This window comes from Streptomyces ambofaciens ATCC 23877 (assembly GCF_001267885.1).
GTDB classification, from domain to species: Bacteria; Actinomycetota; Actinomycetes; order Streptomycetales; family Streptomycetaceae; genus Streptomyces; species Streptomyces ambofaciens.
This window is the reverse complement of sequence record NZ_CP012382.1, coordinates 7,079,250-7,091,722: the sequence shown is the minus strand read 5'-3', so window position 1 is coordinate 7,091,722 and position 12,473 is coordinate 7,079,250. Positions and strand designations below refer to the sequence as shown.

Below are 12,473 nucleotides of genomic sequence, written 5' to 3'. Positions count from 1 at the left end.
AAGCGGATGGGGACGGCTGACCCGGGCGTCGCCCGGGACGCCTCGCGCCGCGCGAGTGGTACGGGGACGGCGGCGCGGAAAGGGGACGGTGGTGGCGGGGTGCCCTCAGGCGGCGACGCGCTCGAAGACCGCGGCGAGGCCCTGGCCGCCGCCGATGCACATCGTTTCCAGGCCGTAGCGGGCCTGGCTGCGGTGCATCTCGCGGGCGAGGGTGGCGAGGATGCGGGCGCCGGTGGCGCCGACGGGATGGCCGAGCGAGACTCCGGAGCCGTTGACGTTGATCCGCTGCTCGTGGTCCTTCTCGCCGAGGCCCAGCTCACGGGTGCAGGCCAGGACCTGGGCGGCGAACGCCTCGTTGATCTCGATGAGGTCCATGTCGGCGAGGCTGAGCCCGGCGCGGCCGAGGGCGGCGTGGGTGGCCGGGACGGGTCCGATGCCCATGGTGGCGGCGGGGACGCCGGCGCGGGCGAAGGAGACGAGGCGGACCAGCGGGGTGAGGCCGAGCCGCTCGGCGGTGCCGGCGCTCGTGACCAGGCATGCGGCGGCCGCGTCGTTCTGGCCGCTGGCGTTGCCCGCGGTGACGGTCGCCTCCGGGTCGCTGCTGCCCATGATCGGGCGCAGTGCCGCGAGTTGCTCGGCGGTCGTGTCGGGGCGGGGGTGCTCGTCGGCGGTCACGACCGTCTCGCCCTTGCCGGTGCGAACGGTGACGGGCACCGTCTCCGCGGCGTAGCGCCCCTCCCTCATCGCGCGGGCGGCGCGCGCCTGGGAGCGCAGGGCGAGTGCGTCCTGGTCGGCGCGGCTGATGGAAAAGGCGCGGCGCAGGTTCTCCGCGGTCTCGATCATGCCGCCGGGAACGGGATGGTGGACGCCGCCCGCGGTGACCCGGCCGCGGGCCAGGGAGTCGTGGAGCTGGAGTCCGGGGCCCTTGATGCCCCAGCGGCCCTCGTGCGTGTAGTAGGGGGCGGCGCTCATCACGTCGACGCCGCCCGCGATGACGACGTCGCTGAAACCCGCCCGGACCTGCAGGGCGGCGTCGATGACGGCCTGGAGTCCCGAGCCGCAGCGGCGGTCGGTCTGGAGGCCGGTGACGGTGTCGGGGAGTCCGGCGTCCAGGGCGGCGACGCGGCCGATGGCCGGGGCCTCGGACGTGGGGTAGGCGTGTCCGAGGATCACCTCGTCGACCCGGCTCGGGTCGATTCCCGTGCGGGCGACGACCTCCGCGATGACGCGTGCGGCGAGCGCGGCGGGTGTCTGCCGGGCGAAGATCCCGCCGAAACGGCCGATCGGGGTACGCAGCGGTTCGCAGATGACGACGTCTGAGCGGTCGGGCACGGCGGAACACCTTTCGGCGGCTCTGGTGTGTGGGGCGACCCTCGCACCCGACCACTGAGTCGGTCCAATATCGAATTGACCGCCTATTGATTCGCCCCTCGTCTCAATGGCTGGGGGGCGGGGTCGGCAAGGCCTCCTCGGCCACCGCGAGGACGGTCCGCAGAGCGGCGGACGGGTTGTCGGTGCGCCAGGCGAGCGCGGCCTGCCGCCGGACCGGCGGGCCGGCCAGGGGCCGGTAGACGAGTCCGCCCTGCTGGATGTGCCGGACGGAGGAGACGGTGAGGGTGACACCGACCCCCGCGGCGACCAGGGCCAGGATCGTGTACGAGTCGGGGGCCTCCTGCACCACGCGCGGGTTGAAGCCGGCCGATTCGCAGACCTGGACCATCGCGTCGCGCACCGTCGAGCCGGCGTTGGCGGGGAAGGAGACGAAGGGTTCGTCGGCGAGGATCGCGATCGGAATGCTCTCGAGGCCGGCCAGCCGGTGGTCGGAGGGCAGAGCGCACAGCAGTTCCTCCTCGTCGATCACCCGGTAGGCCACCCCCGGCTGGGTCACCGGGAGGCGGACGAACCCCAGGTCGAGGGATCCGTCGGCGACGCGGGACAGGGCGACGTTGGCATACGTCTGTCCCTTCATCACCAGCTCCAGTCCGGGGTGGGCGGCCCGCACCGCCCGGGTCAGGTGGGGCAGCGTCTCGTGGCTCGAGGCACCGGCGAAGCCGATGGTGACCCGGCCGCGCTCCCCCCGGCCCGCGGCCTTGACCGCCCGCACCGCGGCGTCGAGGTCCTCCAGCACGGCCCGGACGGGTCCGAGGAACGCCTCCCCCTCACTGGTGAGCCGTACCGAGCGGGTGTTGCGCTCGAAGAGCCGGACGCCGAGCTCCTTCTCGAGCTGGCGGATCTGCTGGCTGAGCGGGGGCTGGGCCATCTGCAGCCGCTTGGCGGCCCGGCCGAAGTGCAGCTCCTCGGCCACCGCGGTGAACGCCGTGAGATGACGCAGTTCCATCGAGAACCCATTCTTCAGAATGCTGTCTTAATGCCACCCTAATTTGGTATTGGACAGCACTCAATGGCCGCTGACACGGTAGGGCGACCGCACGCACTCGGCGAGGAGCACCGTGGAACGGACGCATACGGCCGTAGGGGCCGGCAAAGTCATGTCGATGAGGGAGGCGGTCGCCGCCTTCGTGCAGGACGGCGCCACGGTCGGCCTCGAGGGCTTCACCCATCTCATCCCCACCGCCGCCGGGCACGAGATCATCCGTCAGGGCCGCCGCGACCTCACCGTCGTACGGATGACGGCGGACATCGTGGTGGACCAGATGATCGCCGCCGGCTGCGTCTCACGGCTGGTCTCCTCCTTCGTCGGCAACTCCTCGGCCGGTTCGCTCGGTGAGCTGAGGCGCCGGGTCGAGCGCGCCGACCCGGCGCCGCTGGCCTTCGAGGAGTACAGCCACTACGGAATGGTCTGCCGCTACCTGGCCGGTGCGCAGCGGCTCCCCTTCTATCCGCTGCGCAGTTACGGCGGCAGCGACCTGCCGGGCGTCAACGGCGCCCTGCGCAAGGTGACTTCGCCCTATCCCGGGCCGGACGGCGGCTCCGAGGAGATCTACGTCGTCCCGCCGGTCAATCCGGACGTCACGATCGTCCACGCTCAGCGGGCGGACCGCCTGGGCAACACCCAGATCTGGGGGCTGACCGGCATCCAGGCGGAGGCGGTGTACGCGGCGGACCGGGCGATCGTCGTGGTCGAGGAGCTCGTCGACGAGAGGGTCGTCCGCTCGGATCCCAACCGGACGCTGATCCCGGCCCACGCCGTCGACGCCGTCGTCGTCTGCCCGCGCGGCGCCCACCCGTCCTTCGCTCAGGGCTACTACGACCGCGACAACGCCTTCTACCGTGCCTGGTCGCACATGAGCGCGGACCCGGAGCGGCTGCGGGAGTGGCTGGACGAGTGGGTGTACGGAACGGCCGACCACGCCGAGTACGCCGCGAAGCTGGGCGAGGAGTACTGGGCGAAGCTCGCGGTAGGCGAGGCGCTCAGCGAACCGGTCGACTACGGGCGGCGGCTGTGAGCACGCCGCAGGAAAGGAAAGAGACCGTGACGCTCACCCCGTCCGAGGCGGTCACGTCCTCGGAGCTGCTCTCCGTCGTCGCCTCCCGTGAACTGGCCTCCCGACGGACGGTGTTCGCGGGCATCGGACTGCCGACCCTCGCCACCGAACTGGCCCGTCTGACGGTCGCGCCGCAGATCGAGGTCGTGTACGAGTCCGGGGTCTGCGGCGCACACCCCTCGCACCTGCCGGAGACCATCGCCGACGCCGTACTCATCTCGGGCGCGGAGGCGGTGCTGTCGATGCCGGCGCTGTTCGGTTACGTGCTCCAGGGCGGCCACATCGACGTCGGTTTCCTGGGGGCCGCCCAGATCGACCGGTGGGGCAACCTCAACACCTCCGTGATCGGGGACTGGGAGCGCCCGGACGTGCGGCTGCCGGGCTCCGGCGGCGCGATCGAGGTGATGGCCAACTCCCGTGAGGTCTTCGTGGTGATGCGCCGCCACACTCCGCGCTCCTTCACCGCGGCCCTGGACTTCTGCACCACCCCCGGCCCGGACCGGGCGCTGGCGGAGGGCATCCGCCCCCTGGGCGTCGGCGTCACCCGGGTCATCACCGAACTGGGCATCCTGGCCCGTGAGGGCATCGGGGAGGAACTGCGGCTGGTCGCCGTCCACCCCGGTGTGACGGTCGACCAGGTCCGCGAGGCCACCGGCTGGGAGCTGGAGGTGGCCGACTCGGTGGCGACGGTGGAACCCCCGACCGCGGCGGAGCTGCGGCTGCTGCGCAAGGACGTGGACCCCGGCCGCGTCTATCTTCGCTGAGGCGACTCGCACTCTTACGGTCTCGTGCCGCTCCGTCGGTTCCGCACGTCCCCGCACGCCCCGCACGCCCCGCACACCCCGCACACCCCGCACCAACGAGAGGACCGTAATCGCCATGCGCATCAGGATCGTCGGCGCCGGAGCCATGGGCCGCGGTATCGCCCAGTGGGCCGCGACCGCCGGACACACCGTCGAGTTGTGCGACGTGCGGCAGGAGGCCGTGGCGTCGGCCCTGGACTTCGTACGGTCCATGCTGGAACGGGCGGCGGACAAGGGCCGGATGTCCGCCGGGGACAGTGCGTCGGTCCTGGAGCGGCTGGTCCCGCTGGACGACCCGTGGGCCGCCGGCCCGCACGTCGAGCTGGTCGTCGAAGCCGTACGGGAGGACCTGGACACCAAGGCGGAGGTGTTCGGGAAACTGGAACGGGTCCTGCCCGCCTCCGCCGTGTTCGCCACCAACACCTCGTCCCTGTCCGTGACGCGGATCGCGGCCACCCTGGACGACCCGAGCCGACTCGTGGGCCTGCACTTCTTCAACCCCGTACCGCTCATGAAGATCGTCGAGGTGGTGCCGGGCGCGGCGACCCGGCCGGACATCCCGCCGGCCCTCACCGCGCTGGTGGAGGGCTGCGGCCATCGCGCGGTCACGGTCGCGGACACGCCGGGCTTCCTGGTCAACCACGCCGGCCGGGGCCTGGTCACGGAGGCGCTGGCACTGCTGGAGGAGTCGGTGGCCGAACCGGTGGACATCGACCGGATCGCCCGTGACGTGCTGGGGCTGCGGATGGGCCCGTTCGAGCTGATGGATCTCACGGGGCTCGACGTCACGGCCGCGGTGATCGACTCGGTCTGGGAGGGCTTCCGTCACGAGGACCGCCTGCGCCCCTCCTACCTCACCCCGAACCGGGTGGCCGCGGGGCTGCACGGCCGGAAGACGGGCCGGGGCTGGTACGCCCACGGCCCCGACGCCCCGGCCCCCGGCGCCGTCGCCGAGCCGCCGGTGACGGGGGACGCGGACCGGCCGGTGTTCGTGGCGGAGGCGGGCTCGCCGTACGCAGCGGCGTTCCGGGAGGCGCTGGCCGCCACCGGGGCGACCGTGGAGACCGGCCCCGAGCCGTCCCGCGACGCGGTGGTGCTGGTTGCGGTCTGGGGCACCACGGTGGCCTCCGCCGTGGCCGCGCTGGGCCTGCCCCCCGGACGCACCTTCGGGGCGGACCCGCTGCCCGCGGCGGGCCGGCGCCGGGTGCTCGCGGTGACACCTGCGGCCGACCCGTCCGCCGCGCGGGACGCGCGAGCGGTCCTCGCCCGGGCGGCCGACGGTGAGGAGCCGTACGCCGTGTCGGTGGTACGGGACACGGCGGGCTCGGTGGCACAGCGGCTGCTGGCCTCCGTGGTGTCGGTCGCCTCCTCGATCGCGGAGCGCTCGCTCGCCGCCCCGGCGGACATCGATCTGGCCGTACGGGCCGGACTCGGCTACCCCGTCGGGCCGCTGACCTGGGGCGACCGCATCGGCGCCGGCCGGATGCTGGAGCTCCAGCGGGCCCTGCACGCCACGACCGGCGACCCGCGGCACCGTCCGACGCGCTGGCTCACCGAGCGCGCCCAGCTCGGTCTCCCGCTGACGGCCCCGGGCACATCGCCCGCCGACTGCACCGGCCGGTGACGGCGGCGCCTTCCGCTCAGTACGGGCCGGCCCCCGGGTGCGCCGGTCCCCTACTGAGCGGAAGGCGCCGACACGGCCGACGAGGTCGAGGCGCCGGCCGGCACGGACCGCCCGGCGACCTGCTCGACCCGCACCGGCAGGGCGCGTACGTCCTGCCGGTCCGGGCCGCCTCGAGCGGAGGCAGCCCACTGGGCCCAGCAGCACCCGGCCGGCCGGATTCCCGGGCCCCGGATCGAGGCCCGTACCCGGCCGCGGATCCGCGCCGCGCGGCCTCACGGGGACGCCGCACGCCGCACCCGGGCACACGCCGGACGGGCGGGGGCCAGCGGCCGACGGAGGGACCCCGTTCGCCGTCGGCGGGACTACTCCCAGACCACGATGTTGCGTCGCACGGGCACGGTCGCGGCGTCGGTGGCGAACAGTTCGGGTGAGTGCGCGCGGATGCGTTCGATGTCGTCGAAGACGGCTCGCAGGTGTGTACGCATGGCGGTACGGGCGAGGGGGACGTCCCCGTCGGTGATCGCGTCGAAGATCTCGCGGTGCTGGGCGACGAACACGGCCGGGGACACGTTCTCGTGGAGGCCGAGGCGGCGGGCGCGGTCCAGATGCCCCTTGGCCGCGGCGACGGTGGTCCAGACGTTCCCGTGCCCGCTCAAGCGCATCAGGCCCTGGTGGAACGCCTCGTCCAGACCGAAGAACTCCTCCAGGTCGAGGTCCTTGCGCCCCTGCCGCTCCAGGTTGTCCCGCAGCTCCCCCACCACCGCGGGGTCGAGCTCCGCGGGCAGATCGTCCAGGGAACCGAGTTCCACCGCCTCCCGGAGGAACTGCGCGTCGGCGACCTGAGCCGGATCGACCCGGGAGACGAACGACCCGATCTTGGGGAAGACCTGCACGAGGCCCTCCTGGGCCAACAGGATCAGGCTCTCCCGTACCGGCGTGCGGCTGACCCCCATCGACGCGGCGAGTTCGTTCTCCGAGAGGGCGGCGCCCGGAGCGAGTTCGAGGGTCAGGACCATCTGGCGCAGTTTCAGGTAGATGTCGCGCCGGTTCGTCCGCCCGTTCGTTTGAGCCATGGGCACATCGTACGTAGAGCGCGAGCCAAGTATTGCCGTGCTGCGATACAGATGCTTGTATACATGTACTTCGCGACCAAGGAGTGCTTGTGAGCAGGATCGAAAGCGTCGAGGTCTTCGTCGCCTCCCCCGGCCGGACCTTCGTCACGCTGCGGATCACCACCACGGACGGGGTGACCGGCCTCGGCGACGCCACGCTCAACGGCCGGGAACTGGCCGTCGCCAGCTATCTGCGCGACCACGTGGTCCCGCTGCTGATCGGCAGGGACCCCGCCCGTATCGAGGACACGTGGCAGTTCCTCTACAAGGGCGCCTACTGGCGGCGCGGACCCGTCACGATGACGGCGATCGCCGCCGTCGACACCGCCCTGTGGGACATCCTGGGCAAGACCGCCGGCCTGCCCGTCCACCAGCTCCTCGGCGGCCGCTCGCGCGACGGCGTACTGGTCTACTCGCACGCCAGCGGCACCGACGTACCCTCGCTTCTCGACGACGTCGAGCGCCACCTGGAGCTGGGCTACAAGGCCGTACGGGCGCAGGCGGCCGTGCCCGGCGTCGGGGGCACGTACGGGGTGCGCAAGGGCAGGGTCTACGAGCCGGCCGCCTCCGAACTGCCCGACGAACAGCCCTGGGACACCGAGGCCTACCTCGACTTCGCGCCCAGGTACCTGGAAGCGGTACGGGAACGCTTCGGCTTCGGCTTCCACCTCCTGCACGACGTGCACCACCGGCTCAGCCCGAACGAGGCGGCCCGGTTCGGCAGGAGCGTCGAGGCCTCCCGGCTGTTCTGGATGGAGGACCCGACCCCGGCCGAGAACCAGGAGTCCTTCCGGCTCATCCGGCAGCACACCACGACACCGATCGCGGTCGGCGAGGTGATGAACTCGATCTGGGACGTCCAGCACCTCATCACCGAACAGCTCATCGACTACGTGCGCACCACCGTCGTCCACGCGGGCGGCATCACCCATCTGCGCCGGATCTTCGACCTCGCCGCACTCCACCAGGTGCGGACCGGATCCCACGGTGCGACCGACCTCTCGCCCGTGAGCATGGCCGCCGCCGTGCACCTGGACATCGCCGTGCCGAACTTCGGCATCCAGGAGTACATGGGCCACGCCGACGAGACCGCCGAGGTGTTCCGCACCGGGGTGACCTTCGCCGACGGCATGCTCCACCCCTCCGACGAGCCGGGCCTCGGCGTCGAGTACGACGAGAAGGCGGCCGAACGCTTCCCCTACCAGCGGCGCTACCTCCCGGTCGCCCGCCGGCTCGACGGGTCGGTGCACGACTGGTGAGCGCCGACGACCTGCTGGGCCGGGCCACCCTCCCGCGGCTCGCACCCGGAGTGCGGCCCCTCGTCGACCCGGCCGAACTACGCACCCGTGTCGTCCACTTCGGCCTCGGCGCCTTCCACCGGGCACACCAGGCCGTGTACACCGAGCACGCCGCCGCCCGCTCCGGCGAGCCCTGGGGCATCACCGCGGTCGCGCCCCGATCGGCCGGGACGGTGCACGCCCTGCGGAGCCAGGACTGTCTGTACTCGCTCACCGAACGCCGACCGGACGGACACCGTACGCGCGTCGTGGGCTCGGTCGTCGGTGCGCTGGCCCTGGGCTCCGACGCCAAGGCCGTCGACGCCCTGCTCACCGACCCCGAGGTGACGGTGGTGACGCTGACCGTGACGGAGAAGGGCTATCACCGTTCTCCCGCGACCGGCGGGCTGGACACCACGGCCGCACCCGTCGCCGCCGACCTCGCCGCCGCCCCCGGCGGGCCGCTCACCACGGTCGTCGGGCGCCTCGCCGCCGGACTGGCCGCCCGGATGCGGGCGGGCGCACCTCCCCTCGCCGTCGTGTCCTGCGACAACATGGCGGACAACGGCGCGGCGCTGGCCCGGGTGGTCCACGACTTCGTCCGTGCGTCGGCCTGGCCGGACCGCGCGGAGATCCTGGACCGGATGGCCGGGACCGTCGCCTTCCCCGCGACCGTCGTGGACCGGATCGTGCCCGCGACCGGCGAAGCCGACCGGGCGGCCGCCGTCGCCGCGCTCGGAGTACGGGACGCCCTCGCCGTGACGGGCGAGCCGTACCGCCAGTGGGTGCTGGAGGACTCCTTCACCGCGCCCCGGCCTCCCTGGGAGCTCGACGGCGCCCTGTTCGTCCCGGACGTCGCCCCCTACCAGCTCACCAAACTGCGGCTGCTGAACGGCTCCCACTCCGCACTGGCCCACCTCGGCACGGCCGCGGGACTCACCACGATCGCCGAGACCATGGCGACGGACTGGGGCGAGCGTCTCGTACGGGCGCTGTGCGCGGAGCTCTCGCCCACCCTCCCCGCGGGCGGCCCGGACCCGGGCGCGTACGCCGACGACCTCGTCGTACGCTTCCGTAATCCCGCCATGCACCACCTGCTGCGGCAGATCGGCTCCGACGCGTCGCTCAAGATCGGTGAGCGCTGGCTGCCCGCCCTGCGCGAACTGCGCGCCCGCGGCGCGAGCACCCCGGTGCTCGAACTCGCCCTCGCCGCCTGGGCGCACGGCACCCGCCGGGCCCAGGCGCCCGACGCCTCCCCCGGTCCTCACGCCTCCCCCGGATCCGGCGTCTCCGCCGGTCCCGGCGCCCTCCCCGATCCCGCCGCCGAGGCTCTCGCCGCGTGCTGGCGGCCCGCTAACCGGCCCGTCGGGACGGTCCGCGCGCTGCTGCGCGTCCTCGGCGCGACGGATCTGGCGGAGGACGACGCGCTCACCGCCGCCGTCGCGGAACGGTTCCCCGCCCTGGACGCCGGACGCGTCGAGATCTGACACCCGTACACGGCCGCCCGCCCCCCCGACCTCTCCCTCCGTCACCCGTCCCCTCCGTCCGCCGCTCCCCGCCCTCCGTCCCCCGCCCCCTATCCCCCGTCCCCAACGGCTTCCTCGGTTCCGAACAACGGAGTTCACGATGAAGGACAGCGTCATAGCCGCCCACCCGACGCCTTCCGCACAGCGCAGCACACGCGATCTGACCCGCGCCGCCGTCTCGGGCTGGCTCGGCACGGCCATGGAGTTCATGGACTTCCAGCTCTACTCGCTGGCCGCCGCGATCGTCTTCAACAAGATCTTCTTCCCCGACGTCAGCCCGGCCATCGGACTGATCGCCGCGATGGCCACGTACGGCGTCGGGTACGTCGCCCGGCTCGCCGGCGCCGTCTACTTCGGGCGGATGGGCGACCGGCTCGGCCGCAAGAAGGTCCTGTACATCACGATCCTGCTGATGGGTGCCTCCACCACCCTGATCGGCGCACTGCCCACGTACGCCACCATCGGCATCCTCGCGCCGATCCTGCTCGTCGCACTGCGGCTGATACAGGGTTTCGGCGCCGGCGCCGAGATCGCCGGGGCCACCGTCATGCTGGCCGAGTACGCGCCCGCCGAGCGGCGCGGGCTGATCTCCTCGCTGGTGTCACTCGGCACGAACTCCGGGACGCTCGCCGCGTCGGGCCTGTGGGCCGTTCTGCTCGCCGTGCTCAGCGAGGAGCAACTGCTCTCCTGGGGCTGGCGGCTGCCCTTCCTGCTGAGCTTCCTGCTGATGATCTTCGCGGTCTGGATGCGGCGCAGCCTGAAGGAGAGCCCGGTCTTCGAGGAGCGCCCCGACGTCGTGGACGGCGTGGCACTGGACCGTGACGAGGTCGAGTCCGTCATCGCCACGGCCGACGAGCACGAGGGCAGCGTCCTGGCGGCGGGGATCCGCCAGCGCAAGGGCAAGGCCTTCTTCCTCGCGCTGGGACTGCGCTTCGGCCAGGCCGGCAACTCCGGGCTGATGCAGACCTTCCTCGTCGGCTACATCGCCACCAACCTGGCAGTCGGCCGGTCCGTGCCGACGGACGCGATCGTGTACGGCTCGCTGCTGGGCTTCGCCACCGTGCCGCTGGTCGGTCTGCTGGGGGACCGCTTCGGGCGCCGCGTGGTCTACCTCGCGCTCTCGGCCCTGACCGTCGTCCTCGCCTTCCCGGTGATGCTCCTCATCACCTCCGGAACGACCCCGGGCGTGATGCTCGGCATGGTCCTCGGTCTGAACGTCGGCGTCCTCGGGCTGTTCTCGCTCGAGAGCGTCACGATGGCCGAGCTCTTCGGCTCGCGGACCCGGTTCACACAGCTCGCGCTCTCCAAGGAGATCGGCGGCATCCTCGCGACCGCGATCGGCCCGGTCCTCGCGGCCACGCTGACCGCCGTCACCGACAGCTGGTGGCCCATCGCGGCCATGCTCATCGTCTACTCGCTCATCACCTTCGTCAGCGCGTACCTCGCACCCGAGACACGCGGACGCGACCTGGTCCGACTGGAGGACGCCGTATGAGGACGACCGACGAGACAGGCGCCGCGCGGACACCCACCGCGGGACGTCCCGGGCCCATGGCCGCCGGAGACCACCGGATGAGGGCGGTCGTGGTGCACCGCGCCGGTGACGTGCGCGTCGACGAACGGGCCCGGCCCGTACCCGGTGCGGGCGAGGTGCTGCTGTCCGTGGAGTGGGGCGGGATCTGCGGATCCGACATCGCCTACTGGAAGAAGGGGGCGTCCGGCACCGCCCGCCTCGCTCACCCACTGGTGCTCGGGCACGAGTTCGCGGGCCGGATCGCCGAACTGGGCGAAGGGGTCACCGGTCTGAGCGTCGGGCAGGCGGCCACCGTGCATCCGGCCCGGCCGGTGGGCGACGGCGTCCTTCCCGAGCGGCTCGCCGGACGCACGAACCTCTATCCGCGCGTCCGCTACTTCGGCTCGGCGGCCTTCGACCCGCACACCGACGGCGGGTTCAGCGAGTACCGGACGGTCCACGCCACCCAGATCCGGCCGCTGCCGGACGGCGTCCCCACCGAACAGGGCGCCCTCGCCGAGCCGTTGGCCGTCGCCCTGCACGCGGTGGGCCGGGTCCCGGAGCTGCGTGGCCGCACGGTCCTGGTCAACGGCTGTGGACCGATCGGCTCCCTGGTCGTGGCCGCCGCCCGGTACCGCGGCGCGGGCCGGGTCGTCGCCGCGGACCTGGCGTCGTCCTCGCTCGCCGTCGCCCGCGCCATGGGCGCCGACGAGACACGTGACCTCTCGGCCGGCGAGAAACTGCCCGAGGACGTGGAGGTCGTCTTCGAGGCGTCCGGCGCCCCGGCCGCGCTCGGACCGGTGCTGCGGGCGACGGCCCGGGGCGGCACCCTCGTCCAGGTCGGCAACCTGCCCGGTACGGCCGTGCCCGCGGCCCTCGGCGACCTGGTGACCCGGGAGATCACGTGGATCGGCTCGTACCGCTTCGTCGAGGAGATCGACGACGCCCTGCGCGCACTCCGGGACGGCCTCGACGTGACCCCGCTGATCACCCACCGCTTCCCGCTGGAACGCGCCGGGGAGGCACTCGCCGTCGCCGCCGACCCGGCGAGCGGAAGCAGCAAGGTCATGCTCCGCCTCACCGCCGAGCCCTCTGAGCCCTCTGAGCCCTCTGAGCCCTCCGAAGCGTGACCGGCGCGGGATCGGTTCGGGATCGGTTCGGGTGTCCCCCAC

Annotated in this window: 10 protein-coding genes; 7 read left to right on the top strand and 3 right to left on the bottom strand. The window is 72.8% G+C overall.

The features are described 5' to 3' along the window. Positions 1-105 precede the first annotated feature (105 nt). A complete protein-coding gene (locus SAM23877_RS31160; protein ID WP_053140303.1) occupies positions 106-1,332 on the bottom strand; it encodes an acetyl-CoA C-acetyltransferase in 1,227 nt (408 codons plus the stop codon). 103 nt (positions 1,333-1,435) lie between these two features. Next, on the bottom strand, positions 1,436-2,338 hold the full coding sequence (locus SAM23877_RS31155; protein WP_053140300.1) for a LysR family transcriptional regulator: 903 nt from the start codon (positions 2,336-2,338) through the stop codon (positions 1,436-1,438). Positions 2,339-2,489: 151 nt separating this feature from the next. Here SAM23877_RS31155 and SAM23877_RS31150 point away from each other — a divergent pair, with 151 nt between their 5' ends. From SAM23877_RS31150 to SAM23877_RS31140, 3 genes are all read left to right on the top strand, one after another. Further along, entirely contained in the window at positions 2,490-3,407 is a 918-nt protein-coding gene (locus tag SAM23877_RS31150) for a CoA transferase subunit A (protein ID WP_053140297.1), read from the top strand. A 26-nt stretch (positions 3,408-3,433) separates the two neighbouring features. Then, entirely contained in the window at positions 3,434-4,210 is a 777-nt protein-coding gene (locus tag SAM23877_RS31145) for a CoA-transferase subunit beta (RefSeq protein ID WP_053140293.1), read from the top strand. A gap of 115 nt (positions 4,211-4,325) precedes the next feature. After that, positions 4,326-5,873 carry a 3-hydroxyacyl-CoA dehydrogenase gene (locus SAM23877_RS31140; protein WP_053140290.1) on the top strand — a complete coding sequence of 516 codons (1,548 nt, stop codon included), beginning with the start codon at positions 4,326-4,328 and terminating at the stop codon, positions 5,871-5,873. Positions 5,874-6,235: 362 nt separating this feature from the next. On the opposite strand, the gene SAM23877_RS41860 is transcribed toward SAM23877_RS31140, so the two are convergent. Then, entirely contained in the window at positions 6,236-6,946 is a 711-nt protein-coding gene (locus tag SAM23877_RS41860) for a GntR family transcriptional regulator (RefSeq protein WP_053140287.1), read from the bottom strand. Positions 6,947-7,035: 89 nt separating this feature from the next. Here SAM23877_RS41860 and manD point away from each other — a divergent pair, with 89 nt between their 5' ends. The 4 genes from manD (at position 7,036) to SAM23877_RS31115 (ending at position 12,431) form a co-directional block, all read left to right on the top strand. Continuing rightward, positions 7,036-8,244, top strand: coding sequence for a D-mannonate dehydratase ManD (gene manD / locus SAM23877_RS31130; protein WP_053140281.1), 1,209 nt, complete (start codon positions 7,036-7,038; stop codon positions 8,242-8,244). Beyond that, positions 8,241-9,749, top strand: a complete 1,509-nt coding sequence (locus SAM23877_RS31125; RefSeq protein ID WP_053140278.1) for a mannitol dehydrogenase family protein — start codon at positions 8,241-8,243, stop codon at positions 9,747-9,749. The genes manD and SAM23877_RS31125 overlap by 4 nt, the downstream gene beginning before the upstream one ends. A 139-nt stretch (positions 9,750-9,888) precedes the next feature. Beyond that, positions 9,889-11,283, top strand: a complete 1,395-nt coding sequence (locus tag SAM23877_RS31120) for an MFS transporter (protein WP_053140275.1) — start codon at positions 9,889-9,891, stop codon at positions 11,281-11,283. After that, positions 11,280-12,431 carry an L-idonate 5-dehydrogenase gene (locus SAM23877_RS31115; protein WP_244903034.1) on the top strand — a complete coding sequence of 384 codons (1,152 nt, stop codon included), beginning with the start codon at positions 11,280-11,282 and terminating at the stop codon, positions 12,429-12,431. The genes SAM23877_RS31120 and SAM23877_RS31115 overlap by 4 nt, the downstream gene beginning before the upstream one ends. The last annotated feature ends 42 nt before the right edge of the window (positions 12,432-12,473 follow it).